This is a genomic window from Streptomyces sp. STR69 (genome assembly GCF_024519455.1).
Classification (GTDB): Bacteria; Actinomycetota; Actinomycetes; order Streptomycetales; family Streptomycetaceae; genus Streptomyces.
The window spans coordinates 335,234-359,090 of record NZ_JALJRY010000008.1 but is presented as its reverse complement, the minus strand read 5'-3'; the positions used below and the strand labels follow the sequence as shown (position 1 = coordinate 359,090).

The 23,857-nt window shown below is 70.9% G+C and carries 22 protein-coding genes; 5 read left to right on the top strand and 17 right to left on the bottom strand.

Going from position 1 to position 23,857, the window contains the following annotated elements; all coding sequences use genetic code 11:
- Positions 1 to 56: 56 nt before the first annotated feature.
- The 3 genes from argG (at position 57) to OC490_RS17880 (ending at position 3,350) form a co-directional block, all read left to right on the top strand.
- Positions 57 to 1,502 carry an argininosuccinate synthase gene (gene argG, locus OC490_RS17890; RefSeq protein WP_262058949.1) on the top strand — a complete coding sequence of 482 codons (1,446 nt, stop codon included), beginning with the start codon at positions 57 to 59 and terminating at the stop codon, positions 1,500 to 1,502.
- Between the two features lie 145 nt (positions 1,503 to 1,647).
- Positions 1,648 to 2,709 carry a M20/M25/M40 family metallo-hydrolase gene (locus OC490_RS17885; RefSeq protein ID WP_315986683.1) on the top strand — a complete coding sequence of 354 codons (1,062 nt, stop codon included), beginning with the start codon at positions 1,648 to 1,650 and terminating at the stop codon, positions 2,707 to 2,709.
- A 107-nt stretch (positions 2,710 to 2,816) separates the two neighbouring features.
- Positions 2,817 to 3,350 (top strand): TerD family protein, encoded by a 534-nt coding sequence (locus tag OC490_RS17880; protein WP_262058947.1) that lies wholly within the window; start codon positions 2,817 to 2,819, stop codon positions 3,348 to 3,350.
- On the opposite strand, the gene OC490_RS17875 is transcribed toward OC490_RS17880, so the two are convergent.
- Positions 3,316 to 4,044, bottom strand: a complete 729-nt coding sequence (locus tag OC490_RS17875; RefSeq protein ID WP_262058946.1) for a hypothetical protein — start codon at positions 4,042 to 4,044, stop codon at positions 3,316 to 3,318. The two genes, OC490_RS17880 and OC490_RS17875, sit on opposite strands and share 35 nt — an antisense overlap.
- A gap of 187 nt (positions 4,045 to 4,231) precedes the next feature.
- Here OC490_RS17875 and OC490_RS17870 point away from each other — a divergent pair, with 187 nt between their 5' ends.
- Positions 4,232 to 5,368, top strand: a complete 1,137-nt coding sequence (locus OC490_RS17870; RefSeq protein WP_262058945.1) for a PP2C family protein-serine/threonine phosphatase — start codon at positions 4,232 to 4,234, stop codon at positions 5,366 to 5,368.
- 13 nt (positions 5,369 to 5,381) lie between these two features.
- Here the strand turns inward: OC490_RS17870 and OC490_RS17865 are convergent, their stop codons facing one another.
- The 8 genes from OC490_RS17865 to OC490_RS17830 form a co-directional block, all read right to left on the bottom strand.
- Positions 5,382 to 6,356 (bottom strand): MASE1 domain-containing protein, encoded by a 975-nt coding sequence (locus OC490_RS17865; protein ID WP_262058944.1) that lies wholly within the window; start codon positions 6,354 to 6,356, stop codon positions 5,382 to 5,384.
- 48 nt (positions 6,357 to 6,404) lie between these two features.
- Positions 6,405 to 7,235: a PP2C family protein-serine/threonine phosphatase gene (locus OC490_RS17860; protein ID WP_262058943.1), complete on the bottom strand. Its 831-nt coding sequence runs from the start codon at positions 7,233 to 7,235 to the stop codon at positions 6,405 to 6,407.
- Positions 7,236 to 7,375: 140 nt separating this feature from the next.
- The gene (gene ykgO / locus OC490_RS17855; RefSeq protein WP_014669332.1) at positions 7,376 to 7,498 is read right to left on the bottom strand and encodes a type B 50S ribosomal protein L36; all 123 of its coding nucleotides are present in this window, start codon (positions 7,496 to 7,498) and stop codon (positions 7,376 to 7,378) included.
- On the bottom strand, positions 7,495 to 7,743 hold the full coding sequence (locus tag OC490_RS17850; RefSeq protein WP_262058942.1) for a type B 50S ribosomal protein L31: 249 nt from the start codon (positions 7,741 to 7,743) through the stop codon (positions 7,495 to 7,497). Before OC490_RS17850 ends, ykgO begins: the two co-directional genes overlap by 4 nt.
- A gap of 50 nt (positions 7,744 to 7,793) precedes the next feature.
- The gene (gene rpmG / locus OC490_RS17845; RefSeq protein WP_093623241.1) at positions 7,794 to 7,958 is read right to left on the bottom strand and encodes a 50S ribosomal protein L33; all 165 of its coding nucleotides are present in this window, start codon (positions 7,956 to 7,958) and stop codon (positions 7,794 to 7,796) included.
- A gap of 95 nt (positions 7,959 to 8,053) precedes the next feature.
- On the bottom strand, positions 8,054 to 9,937 hold the full coding sequence (gene nhaA, locus OC490_RS17840; protein WP_262058941.1) for a Na+/H+ antiporter NhaA: 1,884 nt from the start codon (positions 9,935 to 9,937) through the stop codon (positions 8,054 to 8,056).
- Positions 9,938 to 10,040: 103 nt separating this feature from the next.
- Positions 10,041 to 11,681 carry a phosphoglucomutase (alpha-D-glucose-1,6-bisphosphate-dependent) gene (pgm, locus tag OC490_RS17835; protein WP_262058940.1) on the bottom strand — a complete coding sequence of 547 codons (1,641 nt, stop codon included), beginning with the start codon at positions 11,679 to 11,681 and terminating at the stop codon, positions 10,041 to 10,043.
- Positions 11,682 to 11,810: 129 nt separating this feature from the next.
- Entirely contained in the window at positions 11,811 to 12,731 is a 921-nt protein-coding gene (locus OC490_RS17830) for an SGNH/GDSL hydrolase family protein (RefSeq protein ID WP_262058939.1), read from the bottom strand.
- 263 nt (positions 12,732 to 12,994) lie between these two features.
- Here OC490_RS17830 and OC490_RS17825 point away from each other — a divergent pair, with 263 nt between their 5' ends.
- Positions 12,995 to 13,669 carry a hypothetical protein gene (locus OC490_RS17825; RefSeq protein WP_262058938.1) on the top strand — a complete coding sequence of 225 codons (675 nt, stop codon included), beginning with the start codon at positions 12,995 to 12,997 and terminating at the stop codon, positions 13,667 to 13,669.
- Positions 13,670 to 13,738: 69 nt separating this feature from the next.
- Here OC490_RS17825 and OC490_RS17820 read toward each other — a convergent pair whose 3' ends face one another.
- The 8 genes from OC490_RS17820 to OC490_RS17785 all read right to left on the bottom strand — a co-directional run bounded on the left by OC490_RS17820 (position 13,739) and on the right by OC490_RS17785 (position 23,755).
- Positions 13,739 to 13,969, bottom strand: a complete 231-nt coding sequence (locus tag OC490_RS17820; protein WP_262058937.1) for a chaplin — start codon at positions 13,967 to 13,969, stop codon at positions 13,739 to 13,741.
- Positions 13,970 to 14,108: 139 nt separating this feature from the next.
- The gene (locus OC490_RS17815; RefSeq protein ID WP_262058936.1) at positions 14,109 to 14,561 is read right to left on the bottom strand and encodes a flavodoxin family protein; all 453 of its coding nucleotides are present in this window, start codon (positions 14,559 to 14,561) and stop codon (positions 14,109 to 14,111) included.
- A 9-nt stretch (positions 14,562 to 14,570) separates the two neighbouring features.
- Positions 14,571 to 16,175 (bottom strand): serine/threonine-protein kinase, encoded by a 1,605-nt coding sequence (locus tag OC490_RS17810; RefSeq protein WP_262058935.1) that lies wholly within the window; start codon positions 16,173 to 16,175, stop codon positions 14,571 to 14,573.
- A gap of 110 nt (positions 16,176 to 16,285) precedes the next feature.
- Positions 16,286 to 18,496: a catalase/peroxidase HPI gene (katG, locus tag OC490_RS17805; protein ID WP_262058934.1), complete on the bottom strand. Its 2,211-nt coding sequence runs from the start codon at positions 18,494 to 18,496 to the stop codon at positions 16,286 to 16,288.
- 34 nt (positions 18,497 to 18,530) lie between these two features.
- A complete protein-coding gene (locus OC490_RS17800; RefSeq protein WP_262058933.1) occupies positions 18,531 to 18,968 on the bottom strand; it encodes a Fur family transcriptional regulator in 438 nt (145 codons plus the stop codon).
- Between the two features lie 50 nt (positions 18,969 to 19,018).
- Entirely contained in the window at positions 19,019 to 20,536 is a 1,518-nt protein-coding gene (locus OC490_RS17795; RefSeq protein WP_262058932.1) for an AMP-binding protein, read from the bottom strand.
- Positions 20,533 to 22,845 carry a CaiB/BaiF CoA-transferase family protein gene (locus OC490_RS17790; RefSeq protein WP_262058931.1) on the bottom strand — a complete coding sequence of 771 codons (2,313 nt, stop codon included), beginning with the start codon at positions 22,843 to 22,845 and terminating at the stop codon, positions 20,533 to 20,535. The genes OC490_RS17795 and OC490_RS17790 overlap by 4 nt, the downstream gene beginning before the upstream one ends.
- 31 nt (positions 22,846 to 22,876) lie before the next feature.
- Positions 22,877 to 23,755 carry an alpha/beta fold hydrolase gene (locus OC490_RS17785; protein WP_262058930.1) on the bottom strand — a complete coding sequence of 293 codons (879 nt, stop codon included), beginning with the start codon at positions 23,753 to 23,755 and terminating at the stop codon, positions 22,877 to 22,879.
- Between the last annotated feature and the right edge of the window lie 102 nt (positions 23,756 to 23,857).

Sequence of the window (23,857 nt, the reverse complement as noted above, 5' to 3'; positions counted from 1 at the left end):
AACTGCTCCAGGAGAGGGACTTTGCATGACCATGCGCGAGCGTGCATAATCTTCCTATGTCTAAGGTCCTCACCTCCCTCCCCACCGGCGAGCGCGTCGGCATCGCCTTCTCGGGCGGACTCGACACCTCGGTCGCGGTCGCCTGGATGCGCGACAAGGGTGCCGTCCCCTGCACCTACACCGCCGACATCGGCCAGTACGACGAGCCCGACATCGCCTCGGTGCCCGGCCGCGCACAGGCCTACGGCGCCGAGATCGCGCGTCTCGTCGACTGCCGTGCGGCGCTGGTCGAGGAAGGCCTGGCCGCGCTGACCTGCGGGGCGTTCCACATCCGCTCCGGCGGGCGTGCCTATTTCAACACCACCCCGCTGGGCCGTGCCGTCACCGGCACGCTGCTGGTCCGGGCGATGCTGGAGGACGACGTCCAGATCTGGGGCGACGGCTCGACCTTCAAGGGCAACGACATCGAGCGGTTCTACCGCTACGGCCTGCTCGCCAACCCGCATCTGCGGATCTACAAGCCCTGGCTGGACGCGGACTTCGTGACCGAGCTCGGCGGTCGCAAGGAGATGTCGGAGTGGCTGCTCGCGCACGAGCTGCCCTACCGCGACAGCACGGAGAAGGCGTACTCCACCGACGCCAACATCTGGGGTGCCACCCACGAGGCCAAGACGCTGGAGCACCTGGACACGGGCGTGGAGACCGTGGAGCCGATCATGGGCGTCCGCTTCTGGGACCCGTCGGTCGAGATCGTCACCGAGGACGTGACGATCGGCTTCGACCAGGGCCGCCCGGTGACGATCAACGGCAAGGAGTTCTCCTCCCCCGTCGACCTGGTGATGGAGGCCAACGCCATCGGCGGCCGGCACGGCCTGGGCATGTCCGACCAGATCGAGAACCGGATCATCGAGGCGAAGAGCCGCGGTATCTACGAGGCGCCCGGCATGGCCCTGCTGCACGCGGCCTACGAGCGGCTCGTGAACGCGATCCACAACGAGGACACCGTCGCCCAGTACCACAACGAGGGCCGGCGGCTGGGCCGGCTGATGTACGAGGGCCGCTGGCTGGACCCGCAGGCCCTGATGGTCCGGGAGTCCCTGCAGCGCTGGGTCGGCTCGGCGATCACCGGCGAGGTCACCCTGCGGCTGCGGCGCGGCGAGGACTACTCGCTGCTCGACACCGCGGGCCCGGCGTTCAGCTACCACCCGGACAAGCTGTCCATGGAGCGCACCGAGGACTCGGCGTTCGGCCCGGTGGACCGGATCGGCCAGCTCACCATGCGCAACCTGGACATCGCCGACTCCCGCGCCAAGCTGGAGCAGTACGCCGTGCTCGGTCTGATCGGCAGCGGCAACACGGCGATCGGCGCCGCGCAGGCCGCCGCGACCGGCCTCATCGGCAGCATGCCGGAGGGCGGCGCCGAGGCCATCGCCTCCCGTGGTGAGGTCTCCGAGGACGAAGCACTCCTGGACCGCGCCGCGATGGAGTCCGGCACGGACTGACCAACTCCTTGGATCAGCACCGCCGTTGGGCCGGTTCGACGCGTTCGCCGTCGGGCCGGCCCTTCGTCGCTCGGGTGGGAGACGGGGCCCACGTACGCTTCCCCCTGTGACCACAAGCGAGACGGTCGGCGTGAGTGTCGACGCGATGATCGAAGACCTCCGGACCCTCGTCGAGGTCGAGTCCCCCTCCCGTGACCTGGACGCCCTGCGGAAATCGGCCGAGACCGTGGCCGCCGTCGTCGAGGCGCGGCTCGGTGGCCGGGCCGTACTCGTCGACAGTGAAGGCGGACCGCACGTCCACTGGACCGGTGGCGGTACACCCCGCGTGCTGATCCTCGGTCACCACGACACGGTGTTCCCGCTGGGCACCCTCGCGCGCCGCCCCTTCCTGGTCGAGGACGGCCGGGCGACCGGCCCCGGTGTCTTCGACATGCTCGGCGGTCTGGTGCAGGCGATCCACGGGCTGGCCTCGCTCGACGACCGGTCGGGCGTCGAGATCCTGGTGACCGCCGACGAAGAGGTCGGCTCCCACTCCTCCCGGGCCCTCATCGAGGAACGCGCCCTCGCCTGCGGTGCCGTACTGGTGGTCGAGGGGGCCGCCGACGGTGGCGGTGTGAAGACCGGCCGCAAGGGCTGTGGCACGTTCGAGGTCTCCGTCGCGGGCCGGGCCTCGCACGCGGGTCTTGAGCCCGCCGCCGGGGTGAACGCGCTGGTCGAGGCGGCCCACCAGGTGCTGGCCATCGCGGCGTTGGGGCGGCCCGAGGTCGGCACGACGGTCACCCCGACCGTGGCGTCGGCGGGCACGCTGGACAATGTCGTACCGGCGGCGGCGACCGTCGTCGTGGACGTCCGCGTCGAGTCGGCCGAGGAGACGCAGCGGATCGAGTCCGCGTTCGCCGCCCTCGCCCCGAATCTCGACGAGGCCGTGATCACCGTACGAGGAAGTGTCGGCCGGCCGCCGATGCCCGAGTCGGCGGCGGCCGGGCTGCTCGCGGTGGCACAACGGCTGCTCCCCGGTCTCCAAGGCAGGGCGGTCGGCGGTGGCAGCGACGGCAACTTCACGGCCGCGCTGGGGGTACCGACGCTCGACGGCCTGGGCGCGGTCGGCGGCGGGGCGCACGCCGACCACGAGTATCTGCTCGTCGCGTCGATGGCCGAACGGGCGCACCTCGTCGCCGGACTGGTGGACGCGATCCGGAGCGCCTGACCCCGGGCATGACAGGTCCGTTCGGTGGGCATCAACAGGCCGTCGAAGAGCGATACTTGACCATGCGGGAAACGTCCCGTGATGGCCCGATTCGGGAGCGGCAATCAGTGAGCAGTGTCAGCAAGATCGTGGGGAAGGTCGAAGTACGACTCCGCTGGGATCCGAGTCCCTGGGGAGAGCAGCCGCGCCACCTGGACATCGTCGCGGCGACCTACTCTGCCGACGCACCGCACGGACGCCCGGTGTACGTCGTCAACTCCGAGAGCCGTTCGCCGGACGGCACGATCAACATGAGCCGGCACAGCGAGAGCGGCCAGGGGTACGGCTACATGGAGGTGATGGTCCTCGAACTCGACCGGCTCGCCACGTCCTTCGGGCGGGTGGTCGTGGGGGTGGCGATCCACCAGAACGGCGGGACGCGGACCTTCGGCGATCTGTCGCACGCCAGGGCCCTGGTCGTGGAGGGGTACAAGGAGCTGCTGTCGGACGACTTCGCCGGGGTGGGCGGGTCCACCGCGGCGACCGTCGGGGAGTTCACCAAGGACGCCTCCGGAGACTGGGAGTTCCGCCCGATGGTGCGCGGGTTCGACAGCGAGCCGCTCGGCTTCAGTGCGGAGATGGGCAGCGTGCCTCAGGCCTGACCGGCCGGTCCGCTTTGAAGTGCGGGAGCAGGGTGGCGGCGGTCGGGCGCCTGTGGCGCAGTTCGTGGACCAGGCCGAGGACGATGGCGGTGCCCACCGCCACCAGGTGCTCGCGACCCGCCAGGTTGGGCTTCACGATCGACTCCCACACCATGGACCCGCCGGTGAGGACGAACACGACGGGGGCGCGGCGGACGACGGCGAGATAGGTGAAGAGTCCTACGACCGCTGCGGACGGCCCGGTGTCGAGGACGTGCCCGATCTCGGGCCGCAGCCCGATGCCTCCGCAGCCGGGCCCGATCAGGAGCATGACCCGCACGGTGAGGGTGCCGGCCAGCGTGGTCGCGTAGGCGACGACCAGGGTGCGGGCCCGGCCCAGTGCCAGTTCGGCCAGCGCGAACGCCAGGAACAGCTGGGTGATGCCGGCCCACACGGGCAGGTCGAGGGCCGGCACGTACAGCGATATGGGGGTGCGCAGCAGTGCGAGCCACAGCGGCAGGTCGCCCTGGACGCCGCCGAGGTCCCGGACGATCGCCGCGCCGCCCGGACGCTGCGCCAGCGCGTGGAAGAAGATGACGCCGAAGGCGGCGACGAACGCCAGGGACATACCCGGCAGTCCGCGCCGCAGCAGTTGTCGTACGGGATCGACGACGATGCCCTGCCATTCACCCCGCAGTGTGCGCCAGATGAACACGCTCTCCCCACTCCCCCACCCTTGGACGAACACACATATCGGAATCTAGCCCCCCTGACGGGTCAGGTGCGTCCCGGGCCGGGCCGGAGTGGTGTTGCGGCTCGCGGACGGTACACATGAGGCTGATATTGAAGAGTGGGAACTGTTCCCGACGGTTGGCCGACGACCGCAGGCAGTGGGAGGGCCGGTGCGTATCTCTGGAGATCCGGCCGGTTCCACCACGGCCGACGCCGGACAGCGGTCCACGCCTCCGCTCAGCTGGGCCGCGGTGGTGTTCTGGCTGGTCAGCGTCACCGCGCTGGTCGCGCTGACCGGTATCGTGCTGGGCCGCGACACCCGGCCGGCCCCCTTTCTGGTGGTGCTGCCCGCGCTGATCGCGGGGCGCGGGACCGTGCGGCAGACCACAGTGGCGTCCGTGTGGGTGACGATCGTCATCGTCGGCTCGCTCTTCGACAGCCCGCTGCACACGGTGGGGGCGGACGCGGCGGTCATCGCCTTCGCCCTGGTGTTCAACGGCCTCAGCGTGGCGCGGGCGGCGCAGCGGATCCGCTGGGAGGGCGAGATCGCCCGGCTGCGCTCCGCCGCTGCCGCTCTCCAGCGGCAGATCCTGCGCCCGTTCCCCCTGATGACCGACCAGTTGCTGGTCCACGGTCTGTACCGGCCGGTGGAGGAGGACAGCCGGGTCGGCGGTGACGTCTACGAGGTCGTCGCCTCCCCGTACGGCACCCGGGTCTTCATCGCCGACGTCCAGGGCAAGGGCCTCCAGGCCATCAGCGCGGCCTTCGCCGTACTGAGCGCCTTCCGCGAGGCGGCCGTGGCCGAGCCCACGCTCACCGCCGTGGTGGACGCCCTGGAGGAGGCGGTGCTCCGGCACAACTCCTTCGCGGCACAGACCGGTGAGCGGGAGCGGTTCGTGACGGCGATCGTCCTGGGCGTCGACGGCGAGCAGGAGGTCCAGGCGATCAACTGCGGTCATGTGGCGCCGCTGCTGCTGCGCGAGGAACGGGCCGATCCGGTGCTGCGGCAGGAGCCCTGCGTGCCGTTGGGCCTCGACTCGCTGGCCCCCGAGCCCCGTACCGTCGAGTGGTTCGCCTTCCCCGCCGACGGCACGCTCCTGCTCTGCACGGACGGCGTCACCGAGGCACGCGATCCGTCCGGGGTCTTCTACCCCCTTGAGGAGCGGGCCGCGGCCTGGGGCGATGTCCTCCCGAAGGACGTACCGGCCACCGTCTACGGCGATCTGCGCCGCCATACGGCGGGCATGCCCCGCGACGACACCGCGCTGCTGGTGCTGCGCCGCAGGGGCGACGCGGGCCTTCGCTGACGGAACGGGCCGGTCAGGGCCGGCCGCCCTGGCGGGGGTCGCCCGCGGTGAGGTGTTCCAGGACCTCGGCCAGTTCCTGGCAGGCCTGTTCCACCGAGATTCTGGTGTTGCGCTGTTCGGTGATGACGGAGGAGAGCAGCAGGGCGGTGAGGGTCATCGTGCCGTTGAAGGCCTGGAGTTTCATCATCACCTCGACATGCGTCAGGTCGGCGAAGGGACCCGACTCCCGCGTCGCCGCGATGGTGGCCATGACGGAGGCGAACAGGGCGCAGAGCATGCTGCCCGCGAACCGGAACCGCAGCGCGGCCCAGATCAGCAGCGGGTAGACCAGGAACAGCAGGCTGACGTGGCTGTGGGTGACCAGGGGGACGATGACGGCGATGGTGGCCGCCAGCAACAGGGCCTCCTTCCAGCGGTGCAGGTCCAGCGGGAGACGCACCGTGCGCAGCATGAGCAGGAGCGGGGTGACGATGAGCACGCCCATCGCGTCGCCCACCCACCAGCCCAGCCAGACCGGCCAGAAGGAGTGCGAGGCCAGCTCGTCGGTGACGAGAAGCAGGACGACCCCGCAGCTCGCGCTGATCAGCATGGCGGTCAGGGCACCCAGGAACACCAGGGCGAGGCCGTCGCGGAGTCTGCCGAGGTCGGTGCGGAAGCCCACCCGGCGCAGCATGAGGCAGGCGCAGACGGGGGCCAGGGTGTTGCCTGCGATGACGACGAGCGCGGTCGGCTGGAGCGAGGTGAGGGACATGATCACGAAGAGGATGCCGAGGGCGATGCCGGGCCAGACCCGTAGCCCGAAGATCAGCAGGGCGGCCACCGCCACGCCGGTGGGAGGGTAGATCGGGGTGAACACGGCGCCCTCGACCACTAGCTCGCGCAGCAGGCCGAGCCGTCCCGCCGCGAAGTAGCAGCCGGCGACGGCCAGCGTCAGGAGGGCGTACCCGGCCGGTCGCCGCAGATCATCGAAACCCACCACAGCTGCCATCAGACACCGACCCCGCCGTGTCGGCGAGGCGAGCGACGCGGGGCGAACCTATGGTCCGGTCTCGGGCGCGTCGTGTCCCACGACCAGTACGGCCGCGTCGTCCTCGTGCCCCACACGCTCGGCTCCCTTGATCACTGCGGCTGCGAGCGAGCCCGCGTCCATGCCCGCCACGGCGGCGATCCCCGCGAGGCGCATCACCTGGTCGAGTCCTTCGTCGACGCTCATCGAGGGGCCCTCCACCACGCCGTCGGTCACCAGGACGAAGACCCCGCCGGTGGTGAGCCGGTGCTCGGTCACCGGGTACCGCTGTCCGGCGACGATGCCCAGTGGCGGTCCGCCCTCGTCGTCGGCGATGCCGCACCGGCCGTCGGCGGTGGCCCAGACGGAGGGTATGTGTCCGGCCCGCGCGCTCTCCAGCACTCCGGTGGCCGGGTCGAGCCTTACGAAGGTGCAGGTCGCGAAGAGTTCGGTGCCGAGGGAGAGGAGCAGGTCGTTGGTCAGGGCGAGGAGTTCGCCGGGCTCACTGGTGACGGAGGCGAGGGCGCGCAGGCCGACCCGGACCTGGCCCATGAACGCGGCGGCCTCGATGTTGTGGCCCTGGACGTCGCCGATGGACAGGCCTATGCGGCCGTCGGGCATGGTGAAGGCGTCGTACCAGTCGCCGCCCACGTTGAGTCCGTGGTTGGCGGGCGAGTACTTGACCGCCAGGTGGAACCGGGGGGTGACGGGCATGTCCCCGGGCAGCATGCCGCGTTGCAGGGCGACGGCCAGTTGCAGCAGGGAGCGCTGCAGCTCCGCCCGCTCGCGTGCCTGGGCGGTCAGCGTCCCGAGCCGGGCCAGCAGCTCGTCGCCGTCGTCCGTGGGGCGCATCCGGGACATCGACCACTCCAATGGGGTTGGTACCGCTATAAGCATAAAGAACGGATTTCTCTCCTCCCGGAGCGTGCGAACGGGGACGGCACGACAACGGCCCGGCCACCGCCGTAGCGGGGCCGGGCCGACCGGTCGTACGCGCTGGATCAGCCTTGACGGGCCTTGAAGCGCGGATCCTTCTTGTTGATGACGAACGTCACACCGCGACGGCGGACCACCTGTGCGCCGGGCTTGGCCTTCAGCGAGCGCAGGGAATTGCGGACCTTCATGACTGCCTCCCGTAGCGGCGCTCGAAGCGCTCCACACGGCCGGCGGTGTCCACGACCCGTGTGTTGCCGGTGTAGAAGGGGTGGCTGGCCGACGAGATCTCGACGTCGATCAGCGGATAGGTGTTCCCGTCCGCCCACTCGATCGTGCGCGCGGAGGGCGCGGTCGAGGTGGTGAGGAACGCGGTGTCCGCGGCGCGGTCGCGGAAGACGACCGGGCGGGACACGGGGTGGATGCCAGACCTCATGGTGTTTCCTTCCTCAGGCCGTCCCCGGAGGGACGGCCGCTCTGCGGGGTTCAACGCTGTTCGCGGAATTCGACGTGCTCGCCGGCGACCGGGTCGTACTTGCGCAGGACCAGCCGGTCGGGGTCGTTGCGACGGTTCTTGCGCGTCACGTAGGTGACGCCGGTCCCGGCCGTCGACTTCAGGGTGACGACGGGACGGTTCGTGGTGCGTGCCATGAGGACCTCCTTCCGCCCACATCCCGGGGATCTTGTCCCGAGCATGTCAGCTACATGCGTTCCAACACCGCCACCCCTCGGCGCATTCCCGCCGCCTAGACCCGTACCGCGGCCCGCTCCCGAGCCGCCCGTACGGCCTGGGAGAGGCCCTCGATGTCGTAGGCGCCGTAGTGCCGGCGGCCGTTCACGAAGAAGGTGGGCGTGCCCGCCACCCCGCTGAGGTCGGCCGACTCCACGTCCTCGGCGACATGGCCCGCCCCGGCATGGGCCCGCATGTCCCGTTCGAAGCGGGCGGTGTCGAGGCCGATCTGTTCGGCATAGCCCCGCAGGTCCTTGAGGCGCAAAGCGCCCTGGTGGCTGAGGAGCAGGTCGTGCATGTCCCAGTAGCCGCCCTGCAGTGCGGCGGCCTCCGCCGCCTCGGCGGCGAGCTGGGCGTGCAGGTGGACGTCGGTGAGCGGGAGGTGCCGCCACACGTACCGCACCTCGTCCCCGAAGTCGCCGAGCAGTTCACGCACGACCGGCTCGGCCTGGCCGCAGTACGGGCACTCGTAGTCGCCGTACTCCACGACCGTCACCGGAGCGTGCCGCGGGCCGCGCAGGTGGTCGCGGTCGGGGTCGACGGGGACGGACAGGTCGACGATGGTCTCCGCCCTGCCGAACAGCACCCGGGGCCTGATCTGCGGAGGCAGCAGTCCGATCACCCCGGTGACCAGCCGGGAGACCAGGAACGAGCCGACGACGGCGCTGAGGATGCCCGTCTTCGCGTCCTCCAGGGTGGTCCCGTCGAAGGCGAGCGTCGCGATCAGCAGGGAGACGGTGAAGCCGACGCCCGCCAGGGTGCCGCCCGCGGTCACGGCGCCCCAGCCGACCGGCGGCCGGACCCGGCCCCGGGACAGGACACTGGTCAGCGCCGTAGACGAGACGATGCCGAGCGGCTTTCCGAGGACGTACCCGATGAGAATGCCCAGCCCGACGGGCGAGGTGAAGGCTCTCTCCAACTGCTCCCCGCTGATCTGCAGTCCGGCGTTGGCCAGCGCGAACAGCGGGACCACGACGTAGCTCGCCCAAGGGTGGTAGATGCGCTGGAGACGGTCGTTCGGGGAGATGGAGGCGGCGATACCGGCCCGTACGTCACGTTCCAGTTCGGGGGTGGGCTGCTCGCGGAAGAGCCGGAACAGTCCGGTGGCGCGCTCCAGGTCGTCGCGTCCCGCCGGGTAGGCGAAGGTGATCAGCCCCATGGCGAGCCCGATGACGACGGGGTCCACGCCCGATTCGAGCAGCGCGACCCAGGCGACGATCCCGAGCAGCGCGTACACCGGGCCCCGGCGCACCCTGAACCGCCGCAGCAGCAGGACCACGGCGAAGGTGCCCACGGCTACCAGGAGCGCCGGTACGGCGATGTGGTCGCTGTAGAAGACGGCGATCACGATTAGCGCCAGGAAGTCGTCGACGACGGTGATCGTGAGGAGGAAGACACGCAGCCCGGGCGGCATGCCCCGGCCCACGACGGCCAGCATGCCGAGCGCGAACGCCGTGTCGGTGGACATCGCCGCGCCCCAGCCGTCCGCCGTTCCGTGGCCGGCGTTGATCGCCAGGTAGATGCCGATCGGCACGAGCATGCCGCTCAGGCCCGCGACGAGCGGCAGCGCCAGTCGCTTGCGTTCCCGGAGCTCGCCCATGTCGAACTCGCGGCGCGCCTCCAGACCGACGACGAGGAAGAACAGCGTCATCAGCCCGCTGTTGACCCACTCGCGCAGATCGAGGGAGACCCCGTGCGAGCCGAGCCGGACGGAGAGGTGGGTCTGCCAGAACGAGTCGTACGCCGACGGTGTGACATTGGCCCAGACGAGCGCGACCAGCGCCGCCGCCACCAGGACGGCGGCGCTTCCGGTCTCGGTCCGCAGGAAATCGCGCAGCGGGGTGCGGGCTTCGTCGCCGCACGACGTCTGCCCCGTGTAGTCGGTGGCTTCGAGGGACATACGGGGTTCAACTCCACCTGGCGTCATGACTCACGTGTCGGCCCAACACCGGCCGCCCCACCGTTCATTCCGGCCACGGGCAGCACCACGGCCGACCGTACGGTCAGCCGCCCAGCGCCGCCCCGACCACGGCCCTGGCCTCCTCCTGCACCTGGCCGAGGTGGTCCGGGCCGAGGAAGGACTCGGCGTAGATCTTGTACACATCCTCGGTCCCGGAGGGCCGCGCCGCGAACCAGGCGTTGGCCGTGGTCACCTTGATGCCGCCCAGGGCCGCTCCGTTGCCGGGCGCCTCGGTGAGCACACCGGTGACCGGCTCACCGGCCAGCGTGTCGGCGGTGACCTGCGCGGGCGAGAGCTTGGCGAGCAGCGCCTTCTCCTCGCGTGACGCGGGCGCGTCGATCCGGGCGTAGGCCGGGGTGCCGAAGCGGTCGGTGAGGCCGGCGTAGTGCTGCGACGGCGTCTTCCCGGTGACTGCGGTGATCTCGCTGGCGAGCAGCGCCAGGATGATGCCGTCCTTGTCGGTGGTCCACACGGAGCCGTCCCTGCGTAGGAAGGAGGCGCCGGCCGACTCCTCGCCGCCGAAGCCGAGCGAGCCGTCGACCAGTCCGTCCACGAACCACTTGAAGCCGACGGGCACCTCGACGAGCCGGCGCCCGAGATCTGCGGCGACCCGGTCGATCATCGAGGAGGACACCAGCGTCTTGCCGACGCCCGCATCGGCGGGCCAGCGCTCGCGGTGGGCGTAGAGGTACGAAATGGCCACGGTCAGATAGTGGTTGGGGTTCATCAGGCCCGCGTCCGGCGTGACAATGCCGTGCCGGTCGGAGTCGGCGTCGTTGCCGGTGGCGATGTCGAAACGGTCGCGCTGTGCGATCAGCGAGGCCATCGCGTACGGCGACGAGCAGTCCATGCGGATCCTGCCGTCCCAGTCCAGCGTCATGAACCGCCAGGTCGGGTCCGTGAGCGGATTGACCACGGTCAGGTCGAGCCGGTGCTCCTCGGCGATCCGGCCCCAGTAGGCGACGGACGCCCCGCCCAGCGGGTCGGCGCCGATCCGCACCCCGGCCGAGCGGATCGCGTCCAGGTCGAGCACGCTCGGCAGGTCGGCGACATACGTGCCGAGGAAGTCGTAGCGGCCCGTGCCGGGGGCGGCGAGCGCCCGCGTGTACGGGACGCGGCGCACGTCCTTCATGCCGCTCGCGATGATCTCGTTGGCGCGGTCCTGGATCCAGGAGGTGATCTCGGAGCCGGCCGGGCCGCCGTTGGGCGGGTTGTACTTGAAGCCCCCGTCCGCGGGCGGGTTGTGCGAGGGGGTGACCACGACGCCGTCCGCGAGGCCCGAGGTCCGGCCGCGGTTGTGGGTGAGGATGGCGTGGGACACCGCCGGGGTGGGCGTGTAGCCGTCCGCGCTGTCGATGAGGACGGTCACCTCGTTGGCGGCGAACACCTCCAGCGCGGTGACCGTCGCGGGCTCGGACAGCGCGTGCGTGTCGGCGCCGAGGAAGAGCGGGCCGTCGGTCCCCTGACCGGCCCGGTACTCGCAGATGGCCTGGCTGGTGGCGGCGATGTGGTCCTCGTTGAACGCCGTGTTCAGGGACGACCCGCGGTGCCCGGAGGTGCCGAACGCGACGCGCTGCCCCGGCTCGGCGGGGTCCGGGTGCAGCGCGTAGTACGCGGTGACCAGTCGGGCTACGTCTACGAGATCCTCGGCGCGGGCCTGTTCGCCCGCTCGCTCGTGTGGCATCTGCCCGCTCCTCCGCATCGACCGACTTCGCGTACGGCCCCATCTTTGCTCGTCAGGGCCGGATTTCGCGAGTACACCACCTCCGCCTGTGGAAAACCCGGGCCGCCGCTGTCCGCCTGTACCGGTGGCTCAGTACCGGTGGTGCCTGTCCAGTTGCTTCAGGACCGCGCCCGCCATGGCCGCCTCGCCCTTGGCGTTGGGGTGCGCCGGAGCCGCCGGGGAGGCCGGCTGCAGCGGCTCTATCCAGCGGTCCGCGGGCGCCTTGCACATGTCGTGGCCGACGGTCGGGCCGTAGGTGTCGACGTACTCCGCGCCGTTGAGCGCGGCCACCAGACGCAGCATCAGATTGAGGCGCTTGCCCGTGTCGCGGAGGTAGGGGAAGTCCTTGGCGGCGAACGGCACCGAGGGGTAGCAGCCACTGCCGTCGTCGGGCAGGAGGTCCGGGTAGCCGACGACGAGCACGCGCGCGTGCGGTGCCTGCTTGTGGACCGCGCGCAGCACCTTGGCCACCTTGGGCGCGGTGTTGAGGACGGCGAGCGCCAACTGGTCGGCGCCCGAAGAGTTGTAGTAGCGCTGACACGGGTTGCCCGCCAGGTCCGTGGCGCTGAGCTTGACGCAGGTGCCGATGATGGTGCTGAACCCGATGTCGTTGCCGCCGATCTGGACGGTCACCAGGTCCGTGTTCCGTTGTACGGCGTCCAGTTGGGGCGGGTTGGTGCCCTGCGCCTGCCACATCTCCGCGGTCGTCGCCCCGCTGCAGCTCACGTCCTTGAGGACGGTCCCTCTTTGGTCCGCCGTCACCACCGAGGGGTAATTGTGGTCGGAGCGGGCGCAGTTGGCGTCCACCTGGGTCGGTATGTACGGGCCCGACGTGTAGGAGTCCCCGAGCGCCACGTACTGCGTGGTGCGGTCGTGGCCGTGGCCCGCGTCGTGTGCCGTCGCCGGTGCGGCCGACGCGACGACGAGGGCACAGCCGCTGACCGCCGCCGCGACCGCAACAGCCCTGCCGCGGTGGTGCGCCGACGCGGCCGGATGCGTCTCACGGTTCATGGAGTTCCTCCCCCAGGTAGGAGACGGCGCGACAGGACACCCCGACGTGGTCGTCTCTCGTCCAACTGGCCTTGTATACCGGGCGGTAAGTCCCGGGGGCCAGAGGTCGGGAGGGAGGAGTTCGCTGCCCCCAGGGGCAAGTCGCGCCGAAATGGTTCGGCCGGTTCGGTGGCCGGTTCCCGGCGCCACGCACATGGACCGTCTCCGCCGGGTATCTCTACGGCAAGCACCAACGCGCTTGGGGGTGGGGGGAGTTGGCCCTGTTGACGCAGAGGTTGTGGAGGCAGGAGAAGCGCGCGTCGCGCCGTTCGCGGCGGCGCGAGACGATCCGTGCGCTGCGCGCCCAGGGACGCTACGGCCCCGGGCTGCACGAGGTGTTGCCCGCGCTCGTGGCCGTGGCCGTCGTCGTGTGCGGGATCGTGGCCGGCCTCGCCGTGGCGTACCGCACCCTCGGCACCGGCGCGCTCGTCGGCGGCCTGGCGCTGCTCGGCGTGATCGCCGTGGCCACGGTCGTGCACCACCGGCCGCTGGCCCGTCGCCGTCTGGGTTTCTACACGCCCGAGGAGATCGCCGACCTGGATGTGGAGGGGCTCGCACTGGCCGTGTCCCGGATGCTGCGCCGCGACGGCTGGCGGGCGCTCGCCCGGCCCGACGCGCTGGGTCAGCCGCGGGTCCGGGCCCGCGACCGGCGCGGTCGGCGTCTGGAGGTGGCCTTCAGGCCGGTCGCCGAACCGCTGCCCGACGAGGAGACGCCGACGCGCTCGGGACGCACGGCCGGCTCAGGGCCGCATCTCCGGCTCGTCGTCCACCGGGGGACCTTCAGCGGACGTGATGTGCGGTGGGCGCGCCGTCAGGGCGGCGTCCAGCTCATCGACGGCACAAGGCTACGGCGCTGGGCCCACGGCACTCCCCTGCACCGGCTGACCGACGTGCCCTGACCGTCGTCTCCCTTGCACACGGAACGAGCCGTGGGCACGCGGCCCACGGCTCGTTCACGGTACGGCCGCTCAGCCCGAGCAGTGGTTGCCCGATGCCGGGTTCAGCAGACCGATCACGTTGATCGAGTTGCCGCACACGTTGAGGTCCAGGTCGATGGGGATCTGGACGACGTTTCCGGAGAGCACGCCCGGGCTGTCGACGGCGACACCGACGGGGTCGGGGTCCGCGCTCGCCGTACCCGCGCACAGCAGCAACGCCACACCCGCCAGACCCACCGCGGCCGTCAGACGCTTCCTCATGAAGAACTCCTGTCACTCGGAGGGGCATGTCCCTCCACGCTGAGGGTGCTCCGGGGGGTGACGACACTCTTCGGCGTCCGAACGGGTGGCGGCGTCCCGCTCAGGCCGTCCGCTCAGGCCGTCCGCTCAGGCCGTCCGCTCAGGCCGTCAGTCCGGCGGCGACCGTCGCCCCGAGTTCCCAGCAGGCTTCGACACCGGCCTTCTCCGGCTCGCCGGTCAGCGTCACCGGGTCCGCCGCGCGCCGCCAGCCCAGCCCGGTCGTGATCGACTCGATACCGCGCACGGCTCCCGTCACGTCGTTCCCGCCGTGCACGTAGTACCCGAAGGGCCGGCCCCGGGTCTCGTCCAGGCACGGGTAGTAGATCTGGTCGAAGAAGTGCTTGAGGGCGCCCGACATGTAGCCGAGGTTCGCGGGCGTACCCAGCAGAACTCCGTCGGCGGCCAGCACGTCCGACACGGTCGCGGAGAGGGCGGCACGGCGTACGACGCGTACGTCCTCGATCTCCGGGGTTGTCGCCCCGGCGAGGACAGCCTCGAACATCGCCTGGCAGTTGGGCGATGGGGTGTGATGGACGATCAGGAGGGTGGGCACGCGCTGAACCTACCCGTCGGCCGGCTCCACCCTGGTAACGGTGCCCTGGGTGTCGGCTTGCAGGAAGCCGCCGGAGCCGTAGTCGTCGCTCAGGTAGATCGACATGCCCGCCGGGGTGTCGCCGCCGTTGGTGCTCGGCACCCGGATCAGCAGGTAACGGCTCGTCGGTTTCTCGACCTTCAGGTCCTTGTTCGCGCGCTTCAGCAACGCAGGAACGGCGTCCCAGTTGAAGTCGTCCAGCTTCACCGGCTGGTCTCCGTCTATCACCGTGCCCTTGGTGTCGAACCCCTCGTCGAAACCGGTACCGGAGCGGTAGGTGTAGCTGACGTACTTGGTATTGCTGCCTTTCACCATCACATCCGCGATGACGTATCCCGGGTAGACGGAGAAGTCGGAGAAGCGGTCGCTGCCCGTCTTCTCCTTGAAGGCCTTGATCGCGGTCCGGATCCCGGACGGAGTCAGCATGTCCTGGGTCTTCACCGCGGCATTGCTCTCGCTCGCCGAAACGGTGGGCGTGGTCTGCTGCTGTGTATGCCCGCCGGCGCCCGGCGACGCAGTCGAGCCCTTGTCCTCGTTCCCCCCTGGCAGCACCTTCCACGCGAGCGTACCGATCAGCAGTACCCCTATGACGCTGGACGCGACCGCGACCCCTCGCGACCGCTTCTCCGGACGCCGCCGCCGACTTGTCGTCTGCATGCCACTGGTCGGCGGCAGCGACGGAGGCGCCGGGGGCGCGAGCCGGTACGAAGTGGTCTCCGGGCGACTGTCCTCGGGCCCGGCCGCCGCGGTGGCCAGCATCCGCCCCACCGTCCCCGCGTCCGGCCGTGCCTCGGGATCACGCACCAGCACACACGACAGCACCGGCGTCAGCGATCCGGCCCGTACCGGTGGCGGGACGTCCTCCTGGAGTACGGCGGCCAGCGTGGCCAGGGTCGTACCGCGCTGGAGCGGGTGGTAGCCCTCGACGGCGACGTACAGCATCATCGCCAGCGACCACAGGTCGGCGGCGGGACCGCCGCTCTGGCCGGAGACCCGCTCCGGGGCCATGTAGTCGGGCGTGCCGATGATCGAGCCGGTGGCGGTGAGGGCGGTGGCGTCGCGGATCGCGGCGATGCCGAAGTCGGTGAGGACGGGGCGGCCGTCAGTGCGCAGCAGGACGTTGGCGGGTTTCACGTCGCGGTGCTGGACACCGGCTTCGTGCGCCGCGTTCAGGGCGTCGAGCACTCCGCGGCCGAGCTGTGCGGCCTCCGCGGGTGCCATCGGCCCGCGGGCCAACCGGTCGGCGAGCGAGCCGCCTTGGACGAGTTCCATGACGAGCCAGGGGTAGGTGCCCGGTCCGCCGTCGACGATGTGATGGATGGTCACCACGTTCGGGTGCTCGACCCTGGCCAGGGCGCGCGCCTCGCGCAGGACCCGCTGGCGCAGCATCTCCGCCGCGTCGGGGTCGTACTCGGCGAGGTCGATGTCCGGCGGCCGGACCTCCTTGACCGCGACATAGCGGTGCAGCAGCAGATCCTGGGCGCGCCACACCGTGCCCATGCCACCGCCGCCGAGCCGTGACTCCAGCTCGAAGCGGCCGTCGACGACTCGTCTGTCGGGTTCCCCCTCGTTCATGCGGAGGAGCTTATGTGACGAACGTGCACGCCTGTGCCGCGAGTTCAGAAGGTGAGAAACGTCCGGGCCGACCCCAAGGGCCGACCCGGACGTCAGGTGGTGCGGAGTGCTCAGACCAGGTCGAAGCGGTCCAGGTCGGAGACCTTGGCCCAGGCGGCGACGAAGTCGTTCACGAACTTCACCTTCGCGTCGTCACTCGCGTACACCTCGGCGAGCGCACGGAGTTCGGAGTTCGAGCCGAAGACCAGGTCGGCACGGGTGCCGGTCCACTTGACCGCGCCGGAGGCGTCACGGGCCTCGAAGGTCTGCTGGTCCGAGGAGGTCGAGGACCACGTGGTGCCCAGGTCGAGCAGGTTGACGAAGAAGTCGTTCGTCAACGTGCCGACCTTGTCGGTGAGGACACCGTGCGTGGACTGGCCCTGGTTGGCGCCCAGGACGCGCAGGCCGCCGACGAGGACGGTCAGCTCGGGGGCGGTCAGCGTGAGCAGGTTGGCCCGGTCGAGCAGCAGGAACTCGGCGGGAAGGCGGTTGCCCTTGCCGAGGTAGTTGCGGAAGCCGTCGGAGGTCGGCTCCAGTGCGGCGAACGACTCGACGTCGGTGTGCTCCTCGGTCGCGTCGACACGGCCCGGCGTGAAGGGGACCTCCACGTCGACGCCACCGTCCTTGGCGGCCTTCTCGACCGCGGCGGCGCCGCCGAGGACGATCAGGTCGGCCAGGGAGACCTTCTTGGCACCCGAGTTGAACTCCTGCTGGATGCCTTCGAGGACCCGCAGCACCTGAGCGAGCTGGTCGGGGTCGTTGGCCTCCCAGCCGCGCTGGGGCTCCAGGCGGATGCGGGCTCCGTTGGCGCCGCCGCGCTTGTCGCTGCCCCGGTGGGTGGAGGCGGACGCCCACGCGGTGGACACGAGCTGCGAGACGGTCAGGTCCGAGGCGAGGATCTTCGCCTTGAGGGCCGTGATGTCGGCGGCGTCGACGGTCTCGCCCTCGGCCTGCGGCAGCGGGTCCTGCCACAGCAGGGTCTCGGAGGGGACCTCCGGGCCGAGGTAGAGGGACTTCGGGCCCAGGTCACGGTGGGTCAGCTTGTACCAGGCGCGGGCGAAGGCGTCCGCGAACTGCGCCGGGTTCTCGTGGAAGCGCTTGGAGATCTCACCGTAGATCGGGTCGAAGCGCAGCGAGAGGTCGGTGGTGAGCATCGTGGGGAGCTTCTTGGCGTCACTGTGGGCGTCCGGGATGATCGCCTCGGCGTCCTTGGCCACCCACTGGTTGGCGCCGGCGGGGCTCTGGGTCAGCTCCCACTCGTAGCCGAAGAGGATGTCGAAGAAGTCGTTGCTCCACTGGGTGGGCTTGGTGGTCCAGGTGACCTCAAGGCCGGACGTGATCGCGTCGCCGCCCTTTCCGGTGCCGTAGGTGGACTTCCAGCCCAGGCCCTGCGCGTCGAGCGGGGCGGCCTCGGGGTCGTCGCCGACCGACTCGGACGGGCCCGCGCCGTGGGTCTTGCCGAAGGTGTGGCCACCGGCGATGAGGGCGACGGTCTCCTCGTCGTTCATCGCCATCCGGCGGAAGGTCTCGCGGATGTCGCGGGCCGCGGCCAGCGGGTCCGGGTTGCCGTTGGGGCCCTCGGGGTTGACGTAGATGAGGCCCATCTGGACGGCGCCGAGCGGGTTCTCCAGCTCGCGGTCGCCGGTGTAGCGCTGGTCGTCGAGCCAGGTGGTCTCGGGACCCCAGTACACGTCCTCGTCGGCCTCCCAGACGTCGGCGCGTCCGCCGCCGAAGCCGAAGGTCTCGAAGCCCATCGTCTCCAGCGCCACGTTGCCGGTGAGGATCAGGAGGTCGGCCCAGGAGATGGACTGGCCGTACTTCTTCTTGACCGGCCACAGCAGTCGGCGGGCCTTGTCGAGGTTGACGTTGTCCGGCCAGCTGTTCAGCGGCGCGAAGCGCTGCTGGCCCCGGCCGCCACCGCCACGGCCGTCGCTGATGCGGTAGGTGCCGGCGCTGTGCCAGGCCATCCGGATCATCAGCGGGCCGTAGTTGCCGAAGTCCGCCGGCCACCAGTCCTGCGAGGTGGTCAGTACCTCGGCGATGTCCTGTTTGACGGCCGCGAGGTCGAGACCCTGGAACGCCTCGGCGTAGTCGAAGTCCGCGCCGAGCGGGTTCGCGACCACCGGGTCCTTGGCAAGGATCTTCAGGTTGAGGCGCTCTGGCCACCACTGACGGTTACCGCCGCCCTGGGTGGGGTGCGCGGCGCGCCCGTGCGCGACGGGGCAGCCCCCGGCATCCTCCGACTTCGCGTCCGTGACGATTGCGTCGTGGTTCTCAGACATGGGAATCCTTCCAAACGGGGTGGATCACGTGACTTCAGGAACTGGGGGCGGTGGTACAGGTGGGGCACAGACCCCAGTAGATGACCTCGGCCTCGTCGATCGAGAAGCCGTGGTCGTCGGAGGCGGTCAGGCAGGGGGCCTCACCGACCGCGCAGTCGACGTCGGCGACGGCACCGCACGACCTGCACATGAGGTGGTGGTGATTGTCGCCGACGCGTCCTTCGAAGCGGGCGGGACTGCCCGCCGGTTCGATACGGCGTATGAGTCCGGCCGAGGTCAGCGCGTGGAGGGCGTCGTAGACGGCCTGGAGCGATATGTGTCCTACGCGGCCACGGACCCCGGAGGCGACGGCCTCGACATCGAGGTGGTCACCGTGCCGAACGGTCTCCAGCAGTGCGACGCGGGCTGCCGTCACCCGCAGGCCGGCACCGCGCAGCTCCTCGGCGGTGGTCGGAGGCGGGGATGCGGTCATGGCGCTCAACCTACAGCCATAAACACGAGTGATTCAAGAAAACAAATGGTTCAAGTTTGATGTCGTGCCGGGGTGGGCGATGTGGAGCGGTCCCACGTCGTGGCGGTGACCCCACGTTCCCGCAATGCCGCCTTGCGAACTTTGCCGGTCTCGGTGAGCGGGAGCTCGCGGACGGTGTCGAGGTAGCGGGGCACCGCGAAGGCGGGCAGCTCCCGCGCGCAGTGCCGTACGAGGTCCCGGAGGTCCAGTGCCTGCCCGGGCGCGGGAACGACCGCGACCATGACCTCGTCCTCGGCCAGCTCCGAGGGCACGGGGAAGGCCGCCGCGTCGGCGACCGCCGGATGCGCGCGGACGACGGACTCCACCTCGTGCGAGGAGACGTTCTCGCCGCGCCGCCGGATGACGTCCTTGATCCGGTCGACGAACCGGAACCAGCCGTCCGGCTCGCGCACCACCCGGTCGCCGGTACGCCGCCACACGGTCGGTCCGGGCTCCGCCTCCCCCAAGTAGCCGGTGCAGAAGGCGAATTGGTGTGCGCTGCGGACCAGCAGCTCGCCGGGGACTCCGTCCGGGACAGGGTCGAGCAGTTCGTCGACCACACGCGCGGAGAAACCCTCGCGCACGGTGCCGACGTAACCGGGCCGCTGCTCCTCGGGCGTCGACCCGATGACGAGGTTCGTCTCCGTGGACCCGAACCCGTCGACGAGCGTGACCCCGAACCGCTCGCGGAACGGCTCCCACGCGGACCCCGGAGTAGCCGGGGAGAGCCCGCGCCAGGCCCGGTGCGCACGGTCGGCGGGCCCCGGCGGCTGCGCCAGCAGCATCGGCGCCATCGCGCCCAGCAGATAGACGGCGGTCGCCCCGGTCTCGGCCACCCGCTGCCAGTACCGCGACGCCGAGAACCGCTCGTCGATCACACAGCTCGCGCCCACCGCCATGGCCTGCGCGAGGGTGTTCAGCGCGTTGGTGTGGAACAGCGGGAGGCAGGTGTACAGCACGTCGTCGGCGGTGAGGCGGAGCGAGTCGGAGACGTTACGGCCCCACCAGACGGACTGCGCGTGCGGGCACCGCACCCCGCGCGCGGTCCCCGTGGTGCCGGAGGTGAACAGCACGAACGCGGTGTCGTCCGGGCGCACTTGGGCCGCCGGCACGGCGGGGGCCAGGTCCGGTGCCGGTACGTCGGCCCCGCCGACGACCCACAACTCCCCCTGGAATCCGGCCGTTACGACACGTTCCGCCAACTCCTCTTCCACCAGCAGGAATCGGGGCTCTGCCGCGCGCAGCACCTGCCGGAGTCCACCGCCCCGCAGCCCGGTGTTGAGCGGGATCAGTACCGCGCCCAGCCAGGCGCAGCCGAGGACGAGGTCGACGAACTCGATCCGGTTGCCGGCCATGGCGGCGACACGGTCCCCGGGCCGGCAGCCGCGTGCCGCGAGCGCGCCCGCCATCGTGGCGGCGGCCGTCCGGGTCTGCGTGTACGTCCGGGTCACCTCCCCCATCCTCAGGAAGGTCCGTTCGCCGAACTCCCCGGCCGCCGCGTCGAGGAGGCCGGGGACGGTGTCGATCACCGCAGGACTCCCGCCTCCCGAAGGCGCTGCACACGCTCCGCCGGGAACCCGGCCACCTCCCTCAGCACGGCGTCGGTGTCGGCGCCGAGCACGGGCGCGGCCTCGCGGACCGCGCCGGGTGTGCGGGTCAGGCGGATCGGGACGCCCTCGTGGAGGAAGGCGCCCGCGACCGGGTGCTCCTTGCGCACGTAGAAGCCGCGGGCCCTCAACTGCGGGTCGTGTTCGACGAGTTCACGGCCGTCCTGGACCGCTCCGGCCGGGACACCGCGCGCCTGGAGCGCCTCGGCGGCGACATCTGCGGGGAGCGTGCGGGTCCACTCCCCCAGTACGGCGTCGACCAGGTCCGTGGCCTGTCTGCGCGCCTCGGCCGTCAAGGTCCGTTCGTCGGTGGCGAGTTCGGGTCGGCCGATGACCTCGCACAGCGCGGCCCACTCCGTGTCTTCGCGCACGCTGACGGCGAGCCAGCGGTCGGCGCCGAGGCAGCGGTAGACGCCCTGCGGGCTCCAGCTCGGGTGGGTGTTGCCGGCCGGTGTCACCTTCGGGCCGCCGAGAAGGCTGGTGCCCATGTGGGCTGCTGTCGCCTCCAGTTGGGACAGGTCGATGTGCTGTCCGCGTCCGGTGCCGGCGCGGTGCTCCAGTGCGGCGACCGTGGCGAGTGCGGCCTGCAGTCCGGCGACGATGTCGCCGTGGCCGTAGATCACCCCGACCACGTCGTCCGGCCCCCAACCGGTGAACGCGGTCAGGCCCCCGCTCGCCGAGACCGTGTCGGCGTACGACACCCAGCCGTTGCGCGGTCCGGTGTGGCCCATGCCCGACATGCTGACGTAGACGAGTCCGGGGTTGATCCGGCGCAACTCCTCGTAGCCCAGGCCGAGTTTGCGCATGACCGTGGAGCTGAAGTTCTCCACGAGGACGTCGCAGTGGGCGATGAGTTCGCGCAGCACCGTGACGCCGTCGTCGGTGCGGGTGTCGAGGGCGATGCTGCGTTTGTTGCGGTTGACCTCGTTGAAGTAGCCGTTGGTGTTCGGGTCCGTGTGGGGGCCTCGGGAGAGGTGCATGAAGGGAGCGAAGCGGGTGGGGTCGGGGCGGCCCGCGGACTCGACCTTGATGACGTCGGCGCCGTGGTCGGCGAGGACCTTCGTGCAGTAGGGGCCGGCCAGGACCCAGGTCAGGTCGAGGACACGGATGCCGTGCAGGGCGGGCTGTACGGAGGCGGGCCGCACCGGGCGTTCGGCGGGCGGTTCGGCGTTCAGCAGTTCCTGGTCAGCGCCCACGCTCCGGACGTCCAACTCCCGTATCCGGTGGCCCTCCGGGAACGCGAACGGGAAGCCCAGATCGGTGCGTTCGCCCTCCGGTGTCCGTACCCGGGTGAAGAACTCGCGGGCCGTGAGCTGGGGGTTGTCGGGGAGTTCGTGGGGCAGGTCGACGGCTGCCCAGGGGAGTTTTCTGGCCTGGGCGCGCTCCGCGAACTCGGCCTTGGGCCAGGTGCCCACGAAGTCCTGGACGACCTTGAACACATGCTCCTGGTGCTTCTTGCGCTCGACCGGGTCCTGCCAGCGCGGTTCCGTGAGATCGGCCGCCGCGTCCTCCTCGCGCAGCCATTCCAGCAGTGCGTCCCACATGCGGGGGCTGCCGCCGAGCCCGCCGCCCAGGTAGCCGTCGGCGGCCCGGAACAGGCCGTGCGGGACGAGGGGGTGGACGCGGCCCGGGCGTGGCGGCACCCGGTCCTCGTGCAGATAGGCGAGGGCGCCGGCCTCCAGGGCGGCGGCCACGCAGGCCTGTGCGGAGACGTCGACGAGCTGTCCCGGGCCGGTACGGCGGGCGCGCAGGCCGAGCAGGGCGGCGATCGCCGCGTTGACGCCGGCGAGCTGTTCGGCCTGCTGCTCCGGCAGCCGTAGCGGCGGGCCGTCGGGGTCACCGACCTGGGCGAGCATCCCGCCGAGCGCGGCCACGACGAGGTCGGTGCCCTGCCAGTCGCTGCGGGGGCCGAGCAGCCCGAAGGGGGTGACGCGGACGTGCACGAGGTCGTCGAGCCCGGCGGCGAGCGCCTCCGCGCCGCCCGGACTCCCGTCGAGCAGCACATCGGCGGCGGTCAGCAGGGCGCGCAGGTCCTCGGGCGAGGCGGGGACGACCGACCGTTTGCCGGCGTGCCAGTGGACGAACGCGTCGCCGCCCTGTTCCCGCCGGGTCCCGTCGCCTTCCGGCGGTTCGACGAGCACGACCTCGTACCCGAGTCCGACCAGCAGCCGGCCGGCGAACCGGGTGAAGGGGCTGGGCAGTTCAACGACGCGCGGCACGGTCTCGCTCACGTCTCCTCCCCGAAGAGTCGGTCGTACGGGGTCAGTGATGCTGCTGGTTCAGGAAGCCGGTGACGACGCTGTGGTAGTCGTACGGCCGTTCCTCCTGCGGGTGGTGGGAGGCCTCGCTCATCACGTGCAGGTTGCCCTTGGGGATCATGCGGGCCAGCATCAGCGGGTAGTCGGGGGTCAGGAACGCGTCCTGCATGCCCCACACGAAGAGCGTCGGCGCGGCGATCAGACCGAGTTCGGCGGTGAGGTCCTGCCAGTCGCCGCGCGGGTTGTCGGAGGCGCCGGCGAGGGCGGTCTCCTCGGGGTCGAGGCTCTGCTCGTAGCGCAGGGTCACGGTGCCGTCGGGGATGGCGTCCGGGTCGAACCACTCCAGGCGGGCGATGAGTTCGCGCATCTTCTGCCACGAAGGACCGGTGCCACCGTAGTAGACGTCCCGGGCGTTACGGCCGCGTCGGCCGCCTTCCGGCAGCGGGGCGAGGGGGCCGTAGAAGACGGGCATGCTGCCGGTGATGACCAACGACCGTACGCGGTCGGGGTACTTGGCGGCCAGGTCGAGGGCGATGGTGCCGCCCCAGGAGTTGCAGACGAAGTCGGCGCGGTCGATGGCGAGTTCGTCGAGGAGGGCCACGGTCTTGGCCGCGTGGTAGTCCCACATGGGGCCCTCGATGACGGGCTTGGCGGACTTGCCGTACTGGAGGATGTCGACGAGCAGACAGCGGCGGTCCTTCGCGAACAGGGGGGCCACCTGGCCGAAGTCCGACCAGCCGGTGCAGCCGGGGCCGCCGCCGTGCAGGAAGACCGTGGGGCTGACGGTGGGGCCGCCCTCCCCCAGTTCGACGTAGTGGTATTTGACGCCGTCCGCTTCCGCGTAGGCGCCCTCCGGCGGCGGCTGGATGTCCATGAGGTCCATGTCCCGATGGTGGGACGGCGGCGATCTCCGCCCAAGCGGAACGGTCCGCTGAACGGGCCGGTTCCGTGGCGGCCGGGGGACGGGCCTCCTTAGCGTCCGGGG